This window comes from Bartonella sp. B39 (assembly GCF_053795145.1).
In genome coordinates this window covers 970,440-986,758 of record NZ_CP200036.1, presented here as the reverse complement: position 1 = coordinate 986,758, position 16,319 = coordinate 970,440, and the positions used below count along the sequence as shown (strand labels likewise).

Below are 16,319 nucleotides of genomic sequence, written 5' to 3'. Positions count from 1 at the left end.
GTTATGACGAAAGAAACCAAGATAAATAGGTGAGTTAATCTACTTTTGTAGAAATACCGAAAGCATAATTTTTTCAAGACAGCTAATCACAACACGCTCTGTCACAGCGCAGGTATAAATACACAACAGCCTTAAGGGGGGATCATGAGCTTTAATTCACAAACCACACTTTGTCTTGACCTAGGCACTAAGACGGGCTGGGCGCTTTGTGGTGTGGATGGTCGTATAACAAGCGATACAGAACATTTTCCCACACGCCGTTTTGAAGGTGGTGGCATGCGTTATTTACGCTTTAAACGGTGGCTTACTGAACTAAAGAGGTCTGTTGATGAAATCGATGCGGTGTATTTTGAAGAGGTAAGGCGTCATATGGGTACGGATGCTGCCCATGTTTATGGGGGCTTTCTAGCGACATTAACAGCGTGGTGTGAACACCACCAGATACCGTATGAAGGCATTCCTGTTGGCACAATTAAAAAAGCAACGACAGGAAAAGGCAATGCCTCAAAAGAAGAAATGATTAAGGCGATGTGTGACAAAGGGCACGCACCGCAAGATGATAATGAAGCAGATGCTTTGGCAATTTTATATTTAATGAAAGAAGGGGGTGTGCATGTCCAGTAAATTACCATGGACGAGGCTATTTGCAGATAGGTGGATTCTTGATCTCACTTGTTTGTCTTCTGTTGAAGGGAATATATACATGAGGTTACGGTTGCAAATGCTTCACACAGGTGAACCTCTTTTAAATAATATTAAGGTTTGGGCTAATTATACGGGCTACTCACTCAAAACATTTGTAAAAGCATTAGATGTTTTACAGAGTACAGGTCATATTATTCGTTTAGCAGATGGACGTTTATGGAATCTAGATGTTGAAGAAGAATTAAATGACAGCGTAGGAAAATCAGAAGCTGCATCAAAAGCTGTCAATGCTAGATGGAAAAAATCTAAAGAAAAAGATGTAAAGTGTGATACGGAATCTATACGGACTGGATACGGAAGTGATACGGAATCTATACGGACTGGATACGAAAGCGATACGGGATCGATACCATATAACAATAACATTAACAGTTATAATAAAAAAACTAAAACTATCGTTTTAGCAAAAAAAGAAATTGTTTCTGAGAATTCAGAAACTATCGATTTGGTTCACGAGCTAACAGAGGTTGATGCTGTTGAGAGCCAACCAGAACAAATCGCAACAGGTGCAGACAACCACCCATCCCTTCACGAGCAAGAAAACGTTCCCCAAAAAGCCAAGCGGGTGAGAGATGACCGTGGCTGTCGATTACCAGCTGACTTCGAACCCGATTACGATTTTGCAATTGCAGAGGGCTTGCCTCCAGAGCGTGTCAAAGTCGAGATTGCAAAATTTCGAGATTACTGGACTGCCAAATCTGGAAAGGATGCAACCAAGCGTGATTGGCCAGCGACATGGCGTAACTGGGTAAGAAATTCAAAAGATTATCAAAAAAATAAACAAGGTGGAAACAATGGAAATCACTCTCAAAGGCAAAAAAGCATTGGTGAACGCATCGCAGACAGCATCCTTGATATCGGATCTCGAGGCTACTTTGAATCAAATTCACGAGATGATAGCACCGGGCTTTCCCTTGGTTTTGAAGGATGGACAGCAATTAACGAGACAGCAGGAAACGATTGCCTTAGATGCTTGTGATCAACTTCACGAATTGTTTTCAGTGAAAGCGAGTAAAGAGGACATAGCCAAGGCAATTCGGATGCTTTCGTGTGGTTTGAAAATTTCGCAACAGGCAGATCATGAAGGTATGGCTCTTACCTATGGAATGGTTTTGGAAAGTATTTCTGCGTGGTCACTGATGAAAACGATTAAACGGATTTTATGCGATGAGGTAGAAGGTTTATCGGATACGTTTTTCCCAAGCACCCGTGAGTTAGTAAGATTATGTCGTGATTTGGAAAACATTCTTTTGACGAAAGCCAATCTTGTCCGCAAGGCTGTCTTGAACACCCGTGAAAAAAGACTGAAAGAAAAGGCATTGAGAGAAAATTCAAGACCACTCACGTTGGTTGAAAAGCAAAAGCTTGAAGAGGTTTTAAATGGGATTGGGGGAGCAGTGAAAAACATTGCAGGTTAGCAAAATAGTGAAAAGTGCTGATTTTTTTTGGAATAGATATGCGTTTAAATCGACAAAAAGGCACCGTACAGAGCGATTTAAAGTTTTTTTGATAAATTCTACATAAGAAGTTAAAACGCCACTGTACGATCAAATTTGAGGCAAATAAATCCATATGGTAAAATTAAGGATTTAAGATATGAAAATCTTAAAACACATATTCTTAACAAAACGTCAACAGCCCATGCAAAAAAAGTTTGTGGCAATAGCTATTGGTCACGTGCCATGGGGGCTTGGTTGTGCTGAGTATTTTTATAACCTTTATGAGCATGAGGATGGTTCTAGAGAATATGAGGAGTTTGAAGGCTGTCAGTACTATGACATGCCAGAGAAAACAGATTTCAGTACCAAAGCGCAGGTGAAAGCGTGGGTTTATGGGGGTGCGGTGCCTAAAAGCGTTTTGAATCTCGAATCTCTCATAGAAGAAATCAACAAAAAGATTAAAAAATTATCGTAAACCACTAGGAAATAAAAATGTTTACAAAAAACAAATAGAAACCTCATGCTGTATTATAATTTTTATATTCTTGTATTTTTTGGGAGCAAAGAAGAATTCTGATTTTATTCAGGATGTTTTAATATTATCGTCTATTTTTTTGGTAATGATAACGGCTATTTTTACAATTTTATGCAATTCTAAATTTCCATCAAAGTTACATTTTGACCCAGAATACCAATATGAAAATGCAACATCTTGGAATATCATAGCATCTAGTTTTCATCGATATATGCACAAACTTTTGAATATAATTCTTTTAGCGCTTGTCGTTTTAATTGTTCCACATAAAGAGATTTCTTATCCCACTGTTTTTGGGTATCTTGAGCATGAATTCACTCTTTCAGTGGATACCATCCTTTGGTATATTTTTTTGATGTATCTACTTTTTGTTGTGGTTTGTATGCACAGTATCATAAATATATTCATCAACACAGTACGATTCTCTGCTGCAAAGACATCGTAGAAATTATTTAATTTTAAGAAACACCCGCTCATCATTCCCGCCTTTAAAGGCGGGAATAAGATTATGCCGCATCCTTAATTGTAATAATTACCTGTTTTCCAAGAACTGTTAGTGCTTGCTCCAGTGTTTGAAGCTTAGTCGGATAATGTGGATCAAGAATGCGTCTCGCTTCTGTTTCTTTTTTACCTAAACGATTAGCTAATTCTGTTTTTGTAATGTTGGCTTCACTAAAAGCCTCTATTACTGCCAGCTTAAAGACATTCCAAGCATCCACTGTCACTGTGATAAGGCCTTGATGTTGCTTTGGTGTAGGCAGGGGCAAACCGCGCATAGGATAGCTGCGCAACGCTAATCCCAAAGCTTCAGCGGCATTTTCTAGCGCCTCAGCTTGATTTTCTCCAGCTGTAATTGCTTCTGGTACATCTGGGAAAGTTACTATAAAACCGCCGTCTGGATCAGCTTCCAATTTTGCTTGATAGGTATATTCCATGTTTAAGTCTCCTCACCATGATCGAAATGCTTTTAAAACGAAAAATTAACAGCCTGTGAAAAAGTAACTCATATCTCCAACTGTTTTTTATTATTTTCACGTAAAGTGGAGTCAATTCACCAGATTTTATAACGGTTGTCTTATCTCCAAAAGTTACCAAATAATGTGACCCTTTGCCTGCATCAGGAGTTTCACTGTAATGAATGCTTCTTTTTCTGGATTCTTTACGTAACTCTCTAAGCAGCGCTTCTCGTTTCAATTCATCCTCCTCTTAAATATTTTATAAAACAAATATCGCACAAAAAGGTTCGACCATCAATAATAAATCGAACAAAAAAGTTTGATCCAGATCTTAATGAGAAGATATTTATTGAAAAGTTAAAAGCAGAAATAAGAAAGCCGTGCCATTTATGTAACATGGTTTTTTGATGAACGATTTATCAAATAATATTATAATGTAATACTTTAAAAAGTATTATTAATTAATTGAAAAAAATTGAAAAAATATGAAAATTATGTTAAGATTTTTATATATCAAAGTGTAGATTTCATGGATATACAAATATGCTCAATAAAGTGATACTCATTGGTTATCTTGGTGCTGATCCTGAAAGCAAAACAATGCCATCAGGTGCTGAGGTTGTTAATTTTCGTATGGCCACTTCTGAAAGTTATAAAGATAAAAATACCGATCAGAAAATAGAAAAAACCGAATGGCATTCAGTGGTGGTTTTCAATCCACATTTGGCAAAGGTTGCTCTTCAATATCTCAACAAAGGCTCAAAGGTTTATATAGAAGGCAAATTACAAACACGTAAATGGCAAGATAAAAAAGGCATCGATCATTATACTACAGAAGTGATTTTGCCACAGTTTAAAGGTGAATTATATTTGCTTGATGCAAAAAAAGATCAATCTACTCCTGCCCCTATTACTTCTCAAAGTTATGCTATCGCCTCAGGAGCTGCTGATTATGGTATATCTGTTAATGACAGCATGCCATTTTGATTGAAAAAATATGACAAATAGAAAAAAAACTGCACAACGTGGACATTCATGTATTAAGGGATGTATCAGTGAACCCAATGGTCGTATCTCACAGGTAAAAATGCCACATGACCCCATTGATAAATTAGCCATAGAAATGCGTGCCAAGCGCTTTGGTTTGACCATAGAAGATGCCAAAAATCCGCTTGCTGGTACTTATATTGGGCGACTTTGTTTACAGGGTGCTCTCACGCGAGACCAGTATGATGCTGCGCAAAAATATCTTGAAGTTAGGAATAATTATCTATGCTCCAAAGGCTTGCCTGGGGCAATTTATGATGAAATGCCTACAACTTCTGATGAAGCAGCTAGAAAAAAATGGGTTGAATTTGCAACAAAACAGTTTTTCAATATGCAAGAGGTAATAAAAGAAACACAACACCTTTACAGACAGCATAATTTTTATGCTGCATTACAATACCTTGTTATAGAAGATCAAGAATTACCATATCTTGTGAATTCATTGCGTATTGCTCTTAATGCGCTTCTTAAACATTTTACACAAAAGCATAAAAAGCTATTGAATCATGGGTTTTAGGATGTTATATTTTTATATAACATTAGAGAGGGCATTTTATGCATACAACAAAATTACGTAAAGTTGGAGGGTCAGTTATGCTCTCTATTCCGCCCGCATTGCTTGATGTTCTTCACCTTACTGAAAATGCGCAAGTTGGTTTGGCAGTTGACAATGGACGATTGGTTGTAAAGCCACAGCTATCTCCTAGTTATACTCTTGAAGAGTTATTAGCCCAATGTAATCCTTCAGATGACTTTGTGGATGAAGATGCGGAATGGTTCGATGTTAAGTCTATTGGCAGAGAGCTCTTGTAATGAAGCGGGGTGAAATTTGGTTTGTATCGCTTGACCCAACTTCTGGCTATGAGCAAAAAGGAACGCGTCCTGTACTGATTGTTTCACCGGAAGCGTTTAATCGTGTAACAAAAACACCCATTGTTTTGCCCATTACGAGTAGCGGAAGTTTTGCTAGAACAGCAGGTTTTGCTGTCTCATTAATGGGAGTGGGATTACATACAACGGGTGTGATACGTTGTGACCAACCACGTGCCTTAGATATAGTAGCGCGTCAGGGGAAGAAAATGGAAACTGTTCCCTCCGTGATTATGAGTGAAGTGCTCGCTAAACTATCAACATTTCTCACATAGTTTCTTTATGCATCTTTAAGAACGGCGCTAAAGTAAGCAATGTGATATGAAACGTTTTTCTGTACAGTAAGTTGTATTTGTATTACAATGAATACATAATGAGGTGAGGATTGCGTTATGACTATATCTATTCGGTTGCCAAGTGATCTTGAAACGCGTTTGAACGATTTAGCGCTTAAGACAGGACGTACAAAATCTTTCTATTTGCGCGAGATTATTGAACGTGGAATAGAAGAAGCGGAGGATTATTATTTAGCCTCACAAGTAAGGGAGCGTGTTCGAAGGGGAGAGGGTACTTTTTATAGCTCTGAAGAGGTGAGGAAAGAGCTTGGCTTGGACGATTAGATATGAAAAAAAAAGCCCTCACTTGAATTCATTGCGGGTCGCTCTTAACGCGCTTCATAAATATTTTGACAGAAAAACTAAATGGTAAATGTTTATTATAATGTTTCAAAGGCAGTTGATTGCTCTTCTGATAGTTCGGCTATAAATACTGCGTGAGAAAAGCTACATAATATATATACGAATAGTTCAAGGGATGCGATATAGAGTACAATAGAGAGGTTTTCGCAAAACTGAAGCCAGAGAAGCATTGTCTGTAGTAAAAATGAAACAGGTAGCGCTTGTATTCTATATTGGATTGGTGCCATACAGACTGTAAGGGGAAGAGTAAGCATTAAAATGATTGTCCCTAGCAAATAAGGAAGAAAAGAGTGGGGAAAACACATGATAAATGTGTACCCTGTAAGAAACATGATTATTATAGTGGCTGCTGCTGCGAAGTAGGAGAGCGCTACGAGACGCAAGAGTAAAAATAAGCTGCGTTTAGCAAAACGAAAGTAATAATTTATCGTTTTTTCTCCGCTTTTTTTCTTAATCGCTCTATGTTTTTTAAATTCTTCCCGCTTCTCAATTATTTCGTTCCATTTGCTTTTATCCTTTGTAAAGGCATAATCAATAGTTTCTGCTGTTGGTAACATTATTGTTAGCAGTATGCTCCCTACCACACTTAGTATTGAGCTTAGAATTTCAACTATGCCCTCTATAAATAATCCAATACCGTGGATTACTAATGCAATAATATCAATTAATATTGGGATTATTAAAATAAGGATTACAATTCCTATAATAAACCACATTTTCTCCCCTTTTTATTAATTATCAGTTATAGTATTGAACCTTTAATTGATTTTTTTCTTAATCAGATTTATTCTGTTTCTCCATTATCATTATCTGTTTCTGTTGTTGCCAAAGCTTTTCGGATAATTCCTCAATTATTTTCTCTCGTTCCTTAATCGCTTTGTAGTGTCTATCGACCATCCTACTGTTTTCCTTAACTGCTTCGTTTCGTTGTATAATCGCTTTATTAATTTTTTCATTCTCATGATCAAACGCCATCTGAGAGAGTTCGACTAAGTGATCATGTTCAAAATTTGCTATTATTCCTAGGTAATTTCTCCAAGCAAACAACAAAATTGCTACTACTAATAAAAAGTTTCTTGAAAATTCAAGATACCAAAGCATCCCAAGTACTATGACTAATAAAAGAGTACCTTGAAATTCTGTATTCCGACCATTCTCTGCTTCTTCCCGCATGTCAGAGACTATAACCCATAGTATGAGCACACCCACTATTACTATGATTATTTCCATTACTTTCCCCCGCTTTTTATTAGCTTCTGATCATGTAATTGATTCGTTTAGAGGATACAATTGTGAATTGCTTGGTGCTAAATACACTAGATTTAGGTAAAAAAATAAAAAATACACAATATCATGATTTTTTTGTTGACAGGATATGAAAAATCGTATTTAATGACGCCACTGCACTGGTTGAATTGCGTCTAAAATTACAGTTATAACCCTTCTTATTAAATTGATATGATTGTTTGGAGCCCTGCGTTTGCAGGGTTTTTTGTTATCTGGAGAGAGTATTTGATGACAGCAGAAAATACAGAGATGGCTCCGCAAGCAAAAAGAACGCCGCCAAAGGCAGGTCAAGGGCGGGTAAAAGGTGTGCCAAATAAAACGACACGTATTTTAAAGGAGGCGGTGATTAAAGCTGCTGAGCGAGCGGGTAATAAGTATGGTAATGAGGGGTTGATCTCTTATCTCGAAAAGCAAGCGCTTAAATGCCCGGCGGCTTATTTATCCCTGCTTGGAAAGGTATTGCCACTGCAAGTGACAGGTGAGGATGGCGGGGCAATTAAGATGGTAGGGCGTGTAGAGATAGCGCCATTGGTTAATGACGACACGACAGATTAGGATTGTTCCAAAGCTTATCCCGATTTTTACAGGTAAGGCAGCGGTACGAGCGGCTTTTGGAGGAAGAGGGTCTGGAAAGACCCGGTCATTTGCTTTGATGGCCGCTTTGAAAGGCTATCAATTTGGCATGGGAGGGATAGCGGGCACTATACTTTGTGCGCGTCAGTTTCAAAATTCTCTTGCTGAGAGTTCTTTGGAAGAGATTAAACGCGTTATTGAATCCCATGATTTTTTAAGGGACTATTACAAGGTTGGGGAGTCTTCGATTAAGTCGGTTGATGGTCGTATAGCCTTTCAGTTTTCTGGATTAGACCGCAATATAGCCAGTATCAAATCGATGGGACGTATTTTGCTGTGTTGGGTGGATGAAGCAGAGCCGGTTACAGAAACGGCTTGGCAGACGCTTATTCCGACCTTGCGTGAAGAAGGAGAGGGATGGCGAGCCGAGTTATGGGTCACTTGGAATCCTTTACGGGAAAATGCTCCCGTTGAGAAACGGTTTCGTTTTTCAGAGAATGAGGCAATTAAGCGTATAGAGATAAACTGGTCAGATAATCCGAAGTTTCCAAAGATTTTGAATGAAGCGCGGCTTGATGATCTGAAAAATCGTCCTGAAACCTATAAAAATATCTGGGAAGGGGAATACCTTAAGGCTATTCAGGGAGCTTACTATCAAAGAGAAATGTTGGTCGTTGAGGAAGAGGGGCGGATAGGTCGTGTTGCTCGTGACCCTTTGATGCAAGTGCGTGCTTTTTGGGACATTGGTGGAACAGGCGCTAAGGCAGATGCAACAGCGATATGGATAGCTCAGTTTGTTGGCAGGGAAATAAGAGTACTTGATTATTATGAAGCACAGGGACAGCCGTTATCAGAGCATATAGGCTGGTTGCGTCAGAATGGCTACGAGAAAGCCTTGATGGTTCTCCCTCATGATGGCGCGACAAGAGACCGTGTACATAATGTGAGTTTTGAAAGTGCTTTAAATGATGCGGGTTTTGAAACGCAGGTTGTCCCCAACCAGGGGGCTGGTGCAGTCAAGATGCGTATCGAGGCGGTGCGTCGTATTTTGCCGTCTGTGTGGTTTCATGAAGAAACGACGGTAGCGGGTCGTAAGGCACTGAATTGGTATCACGAGAAGTGGGATGAAAAACGCGGCATTGGTTTGGGGGCTGAGCATGATTGGTCAAGCCATGGAGCAGATGCTTTTGGATTGATGTGCGTGGTTTATGAAGCACCACGCGTCAAACCCCAGCAAGAACGTTATCGCACTATGGAAAGAGAAGCGGCATCATGGATGGCATTTTAAGTCCAGACTTTCATAAAACGACAAATTTTGATGAGTATGAGCTCTATAAGCGCCTCAAATCCTGGTACGCAGAAGATATTGAACATGTGAATGAGTGGCGTGAGCAGGCTCGTGAGGATTTTGATTTTTATAATGGCCGTCAGTGGTCAGAGGAAGACCTCGCGGTTTTAAAAACACAACGCCGCCCTGTCATGACCTTTAATCGTATTGCCCCCCTTGTGAATGCCATTGTTGGGGCAGAGCGTAATAACAAGCGTGAGGTGCAGTTTCAGCCACGGCAAGTAGGAGCAGCGATATCCAATGAATTGCTCACTGGAGCGGCAGAATGGTTTCGCGATGAGGCGGAAGCAGAGTATGCCGATTCCGATGCTTTTCAGGATATGGTCATTTGTGGCATGGGCTGGACAGATACGTGTTTGGATTATGAAACAGATCCTGAAGGAGCACCTACCGTAAGGCGTTTAGATCCACTGAAAATGGTTTGGGATGCTAATGCTGTAAGACCAAATCTGGTTGATGCACAACGTATGTGGTATATTGATCGCAAATCCGTTGAGGATGCACAAAGTCTTTTTCCTGATGTGGCATTTGAGGATATTCATGCCGATTGGGCTACAGATAGTACAACCGCTTCTGAGGAGTATCATGTATCGCTTGATGCATATCATGAGAATTCCAATGCCGCTTCGTTATCAGAGTCATTTTCTGGAAAACGGTATGTTACGCTGGTTGAGTGTCGTTGGTTTGAGTACGAAGCGTATTATAAGGCGCCTGATCTCCAAAGCGGGCAGATGCGCAATTATAGCAAACAAGAGTTTGAACAGATTCAAATGGTGGCGCCGCAGCTACAAGCTGTTCGTTTTCATAAAAAAGTGGTCAAGCGCGCCTTTTTGGGACGACGCCTTTTAGCAAAGCCTGATAGACCATTAGCGCCGGATGGGCAGCTTGGGTGGGAATGTATTACGGGTACACTGGATAAGCTTAAAAACCAGTTTTACGGTATTGTTCGCCCCGCAAAAGATCCGCAAAAATGGTCAAATAAATATTTTAGCCAAGTGATGTATATTTTGAATAGTCAGGCAAAAGGCGGTTTGATGGCAGAACGCGATGCCTTTGATGATGAGCGTCAGGCACTAGAGAGTTGGGCTCGAACGGATACGATTACGTGGTTAGAAAAGGGGGCGCTTACAGGAGGAAAAGTGCAACCAAAACCAAGTGCACAATTCCCCAATGGATTTTTTCAGCTGTTTCATGAATCGCGTGAGGCGATAACGCACGTAACAGGATTATCGCCTGAATTTATAGGTACACGAGAGGTCAACCAAGCAAATGTGCTGGAAAATACACGCCGGCAATCGACACTAAATTTGCTCGCAGGCTTATTTGATAATCTTAAGCTTTATCGGTGCAGACAGGGAAAGGTTATTCTTTATCTCATTCAGAATTATTTGTCAGATGGTCGTTTGGTACGGATTTCTGGATCAGAGAATGCGCAGTATGTGCCCTTAACGCGTGAAGCTGTGACGACTCTAGAGTATGACATTATTGTTGATGATTCACCGACAAGCCCCAATGAAAAAGAGAAAACTTTTGCAGCGATTACGCAGATGTTGCCTTTGCTTGGTGGGTTCTTAACACCGGAGATGATTCCAGATCTTCTTAAGCTTTCACCACTCCCAGCAACACTTGTGGCAAGTTTAACCGCAAAGGCACAGCAAGCACAACAAGAACAACAGCAACAGAAGATGATGCAACAAAGCCAAGGGGCGCAATTAACTCCAGAGCAACAAGCAAAGATTGCTGTTTTACAGCAGGAAGCACAAGCAAAGAACACACTCTATCAACTCGACGCACAGCAGAAACAAACGGCATTGCAGCAGAAAAATATCGAACTTTTCTTGAAACAAGAACAAGCGCGGATGCAGCTTGAGTTGCAACAGGCAAAAAATGAGATAGCGCAGCGTGATTTAGAACGCAAAGCTTTACAGGCACAGTTGGAACACTATCGAGTTTTGACAAAAAATATAATAGCACATTGAAGGAACAGAAAATGGAAGAAGAGTTTACTCCTGAAGAACAAGCAATCTATGATGAACATTTTGCCAGTGATAATGCTGTTGAGTTGGTCGAGCCTGAACAAGTTGAGGAAGTTCTTGATGCAGAGGAAAGTTATGAACAGCCACCTGTAGAACCACTTCAGGAGCAACCAAATTCTGATGCAATAGAATTTGATAAATTAGAACAAGAGCGGCAAGCACGCCAAAAGGCAGAACAAAGCGCCATTGAAGCGCGTGAATTGGCTATTGAACTTGCGCAAAAATATGCTGTAATGCAGGAAGAAATCACGCGCCGCCGTGATGAAAATATTCCCACCCTAGAAGATGATCCAAAAGCACATGTCGCGTGGCTTAGTCATAAGGTACAGGAACAACAGAGGTTGCTTGATGAATTTTCTCATATGAGAGAACAACAGGAGCAATTGAGACAAGAAGAATACGAGCGGCAGCAATTAGGGGATTATTTCGAGGAAGCCAAAGCGCAGGTACAAGATAAATATCCAGATTTAGACAGTATCACCGATTATCTCTACAAAATAGCAGACAATACTCTGCAGGCGCAAGCGAGCCTTTATCCGCAATGGAAAGACCCTGTGGCACGGCAACAGCAAATTGGTGCTGAATTGCGCCAAATATGCCAACAGTGTCAGAAAGCCGGTATAAATCCAATTGAGGTTTTGGTGCAAAAAGCGAAGGCTTTTGGCTATAGTGGAGCGCCAGTTAAGGACGAAGTAGGAGCCCTTCAAGAGCGCTCTCAAGCAGCGCGGACGCTTACAGCGCGCGGCGGGCAAGTTCCAACAGGTGGTATGGATATGAGAACGCTTTTTTCCATGCCAGAAGCCGAATTTGCAGCATGGGTTGAGAAAAATCGCCAAAAATTTGAAGAAATTATGAGCAGAGCGTGAAGATGTGCGCGATGGCGCAACAGATAACCAAGTGATTGTTGTTGCTTGGGGGGAGCCGTAAGGCATTTTTAAAACTAAGAAAGGCATTGTTTGAAATGGCAGTAACACAGGTAAAGCTCAATGATCCATTAGCCGTTGGCGTGTGGGCTAAGATGCTAAATACAGAAACCTCAAAAGCGTTGTCCATTGCACCGCTTATGGGAAAAGGCAAAAACAGCATTATTCAAGTATTGGATATGCTAGGAAAATCGGCTGGTGACTCTGTGACGAGTGGACTACGAGTCCAACTTATGGGGGATGGCGTTAGCGAGGGACAAACGCTGGAAGGCAATGAAGAAGCACTTCAGTTTATGAATGAAACGGTGCGCATCAACGAGCTTTCTCATGCTGTACGCGTTAAATATGAAGGCACTATTGATCAGCAACGTGTTTTATTTAACTTACGTGAGGAAGCAAAAGATGGACTTGTTGACTGGTATGCAGACCGTTTAAGCCTGATGTTTTTCATTCAGGCAGCAGGTTATACAGCACCATGGATTCAATTTGAAGGACGCACCATAACCCTTAAACCCGTGCATTATGGTTTTAATGCTCCATTAGAGCCAAGCAAATTGCGTATTATTCGCCCAGCTAAGAAAAAGACGGATGAAGAACTTACAAAAGAGGATGTTTTTACATTAGATCTTATAGATCAAGCTGTTGAACGGGCTAAACTTGCTAATCCACGTTTGCGTCCTGTCCGTGTTGATGGAAAATCGGCTTATGTGTTGTATCTCCATCCGACACAGGTTACCCAATTGCGTACCAATACAAAGAGTGGGCAATGGTTAGACATTAGCAAAGCAGCTTATGATGGTTCGGGTGCTAAGAATCCCATTTTTGATGGCTCTTTGGGTATGTATAACGGTGTTATTTTACGTGAGGCAGAGCATGTACCAAATGGTATCAATTCAAAGACACAGGAACCTGTAGCATCTGTTCGCCGTGCTGTTCTGCTTGGAGCGCAAAGCGTTATCATGGCTTATGGACGTGTTGGCAATGGTGCAACAGGAGGCGATGGGAAAGGCGGGACACGCTACAAACTTGTTGAAGAACTGTTTGATTATCAACGTGAGTTTGGTGTTGCAGCAAAAACCATTATCGGCATGAAAAAATCACGATACACCTTGCCTCATTCTGATCAAGGGGGACAGGATTTTGGTACCATTGTTATCCCTTCTTTTGCTGAAGCGAACTAACTATTTTAATTTTATTAAAGGATTACAATTATGGAAGAACAACAGCCAATTGTGCGACTATCTGCTGGTACTGTTGGTGTGACCGATGAGGGAATGCCGCTTATTTTGCAAGGATGCAACAGCCATACGCAGCAGGTCAGTTTTTTGCGCGCGCGTGTGAAATATACAGACCGCGGATTAACGACAAAAATTGGCGTTTTGCCCCGCGATTCTCTTATCAAGGGCATTACGGTTTATACATTGACGGATTTTGGAGGAGCAACAGCTAAGTTTGGAAAAGAGCCAAATAGCAGTGATTATGGTTCTGCAACGCTTGCCACTGCTGGTGTAGAAGAGCTTAAACTTCCGCTCCTTGCACGAAATGTTCCATTAGAGGTTGAGAATACGCTCTACATGACACGAGACAAGAAAAGCACCAAAGGTGATGTTGAGGTGATTGTTGAGTTTTACACAAATCGTTAAAGGCATAAGGGGGCGTTTGTTCTTTACGTCCCCTCTCTCAAGATATTCCAAGACATTTGGAAGAGCGTAATATGACAATAATAATACAGACAAGTGGTCCAATTGTAGAAAACCAGACCATTTTTCCTCATGATAAAAATTTCATTCAGATGTTAAAGGATATTCAGGATGAAATAGATGATCAAACAGATGAATATGTTGATCAAGTTCAAAAGGCGATATTTTCAGCCATTCGGTTTTGTGAACGATTGCCCTTTTATTTTAATGAAAGTCGTGAAGTTATTTTTACCACTCTAAAGGGTAAAAGTCGCTATGGAGCCGAAGAAAATCCAGTTATTCAGGATGCTGTTCGAATTGTTGATGCTTACATTTATGAAGATAATCACAGCAAATCAAAACTTTTGCATGCAGATCCTCTCGCTATTGAAAGCCTTGAGAATGATTGTAACCGTGGCATGCCTACGCGATACAGTTATTTTGAACAAAAGCTTATCTTGTATCCAATCCCAGACCGTATTTATTCTATCAGGCTTATTCTTGATCCTGTGAGAATAAAAGATATTGAGAGTGCACAAGAGGCTTCAATATGGTTTTTGGAAGCCTATGAACTGATCAAAACCCGCGCAAAATATGAAATTTATACCAATATTATTAAAGAACCACAGATGGCGGCGGCGGCCTTTGCCATGTTTCAAGAGCAACTCGATGCGCTTAAAATTGAGACGTCACGGCGCAAGAATTTGTTCAAAGTTCAACATACGGATTTTTGATGACCTTTATTCCTATTGCTGAGTTTAGACCAGATGTCGCATTTATTAACAGCGGTTATTCCAGTGAGATAGTGAACGTTTTGCCTGCACCCAATTCCTATATTCCATTTCCTAATGTTGCACCGGTTTCAGAACCTTTTCCAGATGTCATTTTGGGGGTGTATGCTGTACGGTCATTGAGCGGTGTGCGCATCATTGTAGGCTCTTCAACAAAGCTTTACGAGTATGACAACAGCACGCGCGGGTGGAAAGACGTAAGCAAACTTGGTGAACAGTATCATGCCAATGAAACGGCACCTTGGTCTTTTGCTGTCTTTGGCGATTACATCATTGCTGTTAATAACAACGACGCGCCGCAAATACTTGCGTTAAAGACAGCAGACAGATTTGATGATTTAGGCGGAAATCCCCCGCGTGCTGGGCTTGTTCGTATTTGGGGAGATTTTGTGTGTTTGATGAAATTAACAGACAAGCCTAATCGTGTTCAGTGGTCAGGTTTAAACGATGCGACACATTGGAAGGTTGGTGAGAAAAGTTCCGATTATCAGGACTTCCCGGATGGTGAATATGTGCAAGGAGCAACAGAAGCAACCAACCCATTTATTTTTATGCGCTCAGCCATTTACCACGCAACATTTGTTCCAGGCTCTAAAATAATCTTCAGTTTTGTAAAAGTAAAAGATAAAATAGGAGCAAAAAGCAGTGCGGCTATTGCAAGTCGTGGAGACTATACGTTCTTTGTCTCTGATGATGGTTTTTATCAAATCAATAATACAGGTGAGATGTTGCCTATTGGTTTTGGAAAAGTCGATAAAACCATCTTTACGCTTTACAATAATTTTTCCATTGATGAGATGAAAGCCTGTATCGATCCGGTCTATTCACGCGTCTATTTTTCTATAAATGACGATATTATGGGGATGAATATCTATGTTTATGATTGGCTCTTGCAAATATGGAGTGTCATCAAAGGCCGGAGACTTTTCTTATTTCCCCTCTTTGCGGCGGGTTACACATTAGAAGGCTTAGACGAAGTACAAGCATGCCTGAGGGATTTACGCGCTTCTCTTGATAGTAAAATGTGGCAAAATGGCGCGCCAATGTTGGGAGCGTTTATTCCAGATAACACATTTGGTTTTTTTGCTGGCTCTCCTATGGAAGCGATTATTGCTTCCCAAACTGTAGGAGATACAGGGAGGCAAATCAATCTTATGAGTGAAGCCTTTGTTCAGGCTGATACGACAAATGGTTTTTTAAGTGTCGGAGCTGCTTTCCTCATTGATGACAAAAACAAATTAAATTGGGCTAAAGAACGTTATGCGGGCTATAACAGTGGGATGTACAATATCCGCTCTAGAGCGCGTTATCATGCTTTACGGCTTAGAATACCAGAGGGCACGCCATGGACTCATATAACAGGCTTTGATGTGACACTCAAACCTGCAGGCATAAGATGAGTTTTAAGATTTATAACACAGAAAAATGGAGC

20 protein-coding genes are annotated in these 16,319 nt (G+C 40.6%); 17 read left to right on the top strand and 3 right to left on the bottom strand.

The annotated features are described in order from the left end of the window. The first annotated feature begins 144 nt into the window (after window positions 1–144). From V4P57_RS04690 to V4P57_RS04675, 4 genes are all read left to right on the top strand, one after another. Entirely contained in the window at window positions 145–624 is a 480-nt protein-coding gene (locus V4P57_RS04690) for a crossover junction endodeoxyribonuclease RuvC (RefSeq protein ID WP_455466930.1), read from the top strand. Beyond that, window positions 614–1,684: a hypothetical protein gene (locus tag V4P57_RS04685; RefSeq protein ID WP_455466929.1), complete on the top strand. Its 1,071-nt coding sequence runs from the start codon at window positions 614–616 to the stop codon at window positions 1,682–1,684. Before V4P57_RS04690 ends, V4P57_RS04685 begins: the two co-directional genes overlap by 11 nt. Beyond that, the gene (locus V4P57_RS04680; RefSeq protein ID WP_455466928.1) at window positions 1,626–2,123 is read left to right on the top strand and encodes a hypothetical protein; all 498 of its coding nucleotides are present in this window, start codon (window positions 1,626–1,628) and stop codon (window positions 2,121–2,123) included. The genes V4P57_RS04685 and V4P57_RS04680 overlap by 59 nt, the downstream gene beginning before the upstream one ends. A gap of 178 nt (window positions 2,124–2,301) precedes the next feature. Beyond that, entirely contained in the window at window positions 2,302–2,619 is a 318-nt protein-coding gene (locus V4P57_RS04675; RefSeq protein WP_455466927.1) for a hypothetical protein, read from the top strand. A 566-nt stretch (window positions 2,620–3,185) separates the two neighbouring features. Here V4P57_RS04675 and V4P57_RS04670 read toward each other — a convergent pair. After that, window positions 3,186–3,614, bottom strand: a complete 429-nt coding sequence (locus V4P57_RS04670; protein WP_455466926.1) for a type II toxin-antitoxin system HicB family antitoxin — start codon at window positions 3,612–3,614, stop codon at window positions 3,186–3,188. Between the two features lie 564 nt (window positions 3,615–4,178). On the opposite strand from V4P57_RS04670, the gene ssb reads away from it, so the two are divergent. The 5 genes from ssb to relB all read left to right on the top strand — a co-directional run bounded on the left by ssb (window position 4,179) and on the right by relB (window position 6,172). Continuing rightward, complete coding sequence (gene ssb / locus V4P57_RS04665; RefSeq protein ID WP_455466925.1) at window positions 4,179–4,622, top strand: single-stranded DNA-binding protein; 444 nt, start codon at window positions 4,179–4,181, stop codon at window positions 4,620–4,622. Between the two features lie 10 nt (window positions 4,623–4,632). Beyond that, window positions 4,633–5,199, top strand: coding sequence for a hypothetical protein (locus V4P57_RS04660; RefSeq protein ID WP_455466924.1), 567 nt, complete (start codon window positions 4,633–4,635; stop codon window positions 5,197–5,199). A gap of 38 nt (window positions 5,200–5,237) precedes the next feature. Beyond that, window positions 5,238–5,495: an AbrB/MazE/SpoVT family DNA-binding domain-containing protein gene (locus V4P57_RS04655; RefSeq protein ID WP_455466923.1), complete on the top strand. Its 258-nt coding sequence runs from the start codon at window positions 5,238–5,240 to the stop codon at window positions 5,493–5,495. After that, the gene (locus tag V4P57_RS04650; protein ID WP_455466922.1) at window positions 5,495–5,827 is read left to right on the top strand and encodes a type II toxin-antitoxin system PemK/MazF family toxin; all 333 of its coding nucleotides are present in this window, start codon (window positions 5,495–5,497) and stop codon (window positions 5,825–5,827) included. Before V4P57_RS04655 ends, V4P57_RS04650 begins: the two co-directional genes overlap by 1 nt. A 117-nt stretch (window positions 5,828–5,944) precedes the next feature. Continuing rightward, the gene (gene relB, locus V4P57_RS04645; RefSeq protein ID WP_455466921.1) at window positions 5,945–6,172 is read left to right on the top strand and encodes a type II toxin-antitoxin system RelB family antitoxin; all 228 of its coding nucleotides are present in this window, start codon (window positions 5,945–5,947) and stop codon (window positions 6,170–6,172) included. A gap of 95 nt (window positions 6,173–6,267) precedes the next feature. Here the strand turns inward: relB and V4P57_RS04640 are convergent, their stop codons facing one another. Together V4P57_RS04640 and V4P57_RS04635 are read right to left on the bottom strand one after the other, a co-directional pair. Continuing rightward, window positions 6,268–6,966 carry a hypothetical protein gene (locus V4P57_RS04640; protein WP_455466920.1) on the bottom strand — a complete coding sequence of 233 codons (699 nt, stop codon included), beginning with the start codon at window positions 6,964–6,966 and terminating at the stop codon, window positions 6,268–6,270. 58 nt (window positions 6,967–7,024) lie between these two features. Continuing rightward, window positions 7,025–7,480, bottom strand: coding sequence for a hypothetical protein (locus V4P57_RS04635; protein ID WP_455466919.1), 456 nt, complete (start codon window positions 7,478–7,480; stop codon window positions 7,025–7,027). A 285-nt stretch (window positions 7,481–7,765) separates the two neighbouring features. Between V4P57_RS04635 and V4P57_RS04630 the strand changes: the two genes are divergently transcribed. From V4P57_RS04630 to V4P57_RS04595, 8 genes are all read left to right on the top strand, one after another. Next, entirely contained in the window at window positions 7,766–8,092 is a 327-nt protein-coding gene (locus V4P57_RS04630) for a hypothetical protein (RefSeq protein ID WP_455466918.1), read from the top strand. After that, entirely contained in the window at window positions 8,073–9,398 is a 1,326-nt protein-coding gene (locus V4P57_RS04625) for a PBSX family phage terminase large subunit (protein WP_455466917.1), read from the top strand. The genes V4P57_RS04630 and V4P57_RS04625 overlap by 20 nt, the downstream gene beginning before the upstream one ends. After that, window positions 9,383–11,437, top strand: a complete 2,055-nt coding sequence (locus V4P57_RS04620) for a portal protein (protein ID WP_455466916.1) — start codon at window positions 9,383–9,385, stop codon at window positions 11,435–11,437. Before V4P57_RS04625 ends, V4P57_RS04620 begins: the two co-directional genes overlap by 16 nt. Window positions 11,438–11,448: 11 nt before the next feature. After that, entirely contained in the window at window positions 11,449–12,360 is a 912-nt protein-coding gene (locus V4P57_RS04615) for a hypothetical protein (RefSeq protein WP_455466915.1), read from the top strand. Between the two features lie 95 nt (window positions 12,361–12,455). Beyond that, the gene (locus tag V4P57_RS04610; protein WP_455466914.1) at window positions 12,456–13,598 is read left to right on the top strand and encodes a N4-gp56 family major capsid protein; all 1,143 of its coding nucleotides are present in this window, start codon (window positions 12,456–12,458) and stop codon (window positions 13,596–13,598) included. Window positions 13,599–13,628: 30 nt separating this feature from the next. Next, complete coding sequence (locus V4P57_RS04605; protein WP_455466913.1) at window positions 13,629–14,060, top strand: hypothetical protein; 432 nt, start codon at window positions 13,629–13,631, stop codon at window positions 14,058–14,060. A gap of 71 nt (window positions 14,061–14,131) precedes the next feature. Next, complete coding sequence (locus V4P57_RS04600; protein ID WP_455466912.1) at window positions 14,132–14,830, top strand: phage adaptor protein; 699 nt, start codon at window positions 14,132–14,134, stop codon at window positions 14,828–14,830. Next, window positions 14,830–16,287 carry a hypothetical protein gene (locus tag V4P57_RS04595; protein ID WP_455466911.1) on the top strand — a complete coding sequence of 486 codons (1,458 nt, stop codon included), beginning with the start codon at window positions 14,830–14,832 and terminating at the stop codon, window positions 16,285–16,287. Before V4P57_RS04600 ends, V4P57_RS04595 begins: the two co-directional genes overlap by 1 nt. The last annotated feature ends 32 nt before the right edge of the window (window positions 16,288–16,319 follow it).

Coding starts and splice junctions, on each gene's coding strand:
- V4P57_RS04655 (WP_455466923.1), top strand. CDS start 5,238: ATGCATACAACAAAATTACGTAAAGTTGGAGGGTCAGTTATGCTCTCT.
- V4P57_RS04605 (WP_455466913.1), top strand. CDS start 13,629: ATGGAAGAACAACAGCCAATTGTGCGACTATCTGCTGGTACTGTTGGT.
- V4P57_RS04690 (WP_455466930.1), top strand. CDS start 145: ATGAGCTTTAATTCACAAACCACACTTTGTCTTGACCTAGGCACTAAG.
- V4P57_RS04675 (WP_455466927.1), top strand. CDS start 2,302: ATGAAAATCTTAAAACACATATTCTTAACAAAACGTCAACAGCCCATG.
- V4P57_RS04600 (WP_455466912.1), top strand. CDS start 14,132: ATGACAATAATAATACAGACAAGTGGTCCAATTGTAGAAAACCAGACC.
- V4P57_RS04650 (WP_455466922.1), top strand. CDS start 5,495: ATGAAGCGGGGTGAAATTTGGTTTGTATCGCTTGACCCAACTTCTGGC.
- V4P57_RS04595 (WP_455466911.1), top strand. CDS start 14,830: ATGACCTTTATTCCTATTGCTGAGTTTAGACCAGATGTCGCATTTATT.
- V4P57_RS04670 (WP_455466926.1), bottom strand. CDS start 3,614: ATGGAATATACCTATCAAGCAAAATTGGAAGCTGATCCAGACGGCGGT.
- V4P57_RS04635 (WP_455466919.1), bottom strand. CDS start 7,480: ATGGAAATAATCATAGTAATAGTGGGTGTGCTCATACTATGGGTTATA.
- relB (WP_455466921.1), top strand. CDS start 5,945: ATGACTATATCTATTCGGTTGCCAAGTGATCTTGAAACGCGTTTGAAC.
- V4P57_RS04610 (WP_455466914.1), top strand. CDS start 12,456: ATGGCAGTAACACAGGTAAAGCTCAATGATCCATTAGCCGTTGGCGTG.
- V4P57_RS04640 (WP_455466920.1), bottom strand. CDS start 6,966: ATGTGGTTTATTATAGGAATTGTAATCCTTATTTTAATAATCCCAATA.
- ssb (WP_455466925.1), top strand. CDS start 4,179: ATGCTCAATAAAGTGATACTCATTGGTTATCTTGGTGCTGATCCTGAA.
- V4P57_RS04660 (WP_455466924.1), top strand. CDS start 4,633: ATGACAAATAGAAAAAAAACTGCACAACGTGGACATTCATGTATTAAG.
- V4P57_RS04615 (WP_455466915.1), top strand. CDS start 11,449: ATGGAAGAAGAGTTTACTCCTGAAGAACAAGCAATCTATGATGAACAT.
- V4P57_RS04620 (WP_455466916.1), top strand. CDS start 9,383: ATGGATGGCATTTTAAGTCCAGACTTTCATAAAACGACAAATTTTGAT.
- V4P57_RS04685 (WP_455466929.1), top strand. CDS start 614: ATGTCCAGTAAATTACCATGGACGAGGCTATTTGCAGATAGGTGGATT.
- V4P57_RS04625 (WP_455466917.1), top strand. CDS start 8,073: ATGACGACACGACAGATTAGGATTGTTCCAAAGCTTATCCCGATTTTT.
- V4P57_RS04630 (WP_455466918.1), top strand. CDS start 7,766: ATGACAGCAGAAAATACAGAGATGGCTCCGCAAGCAAAAAGAACGCCG.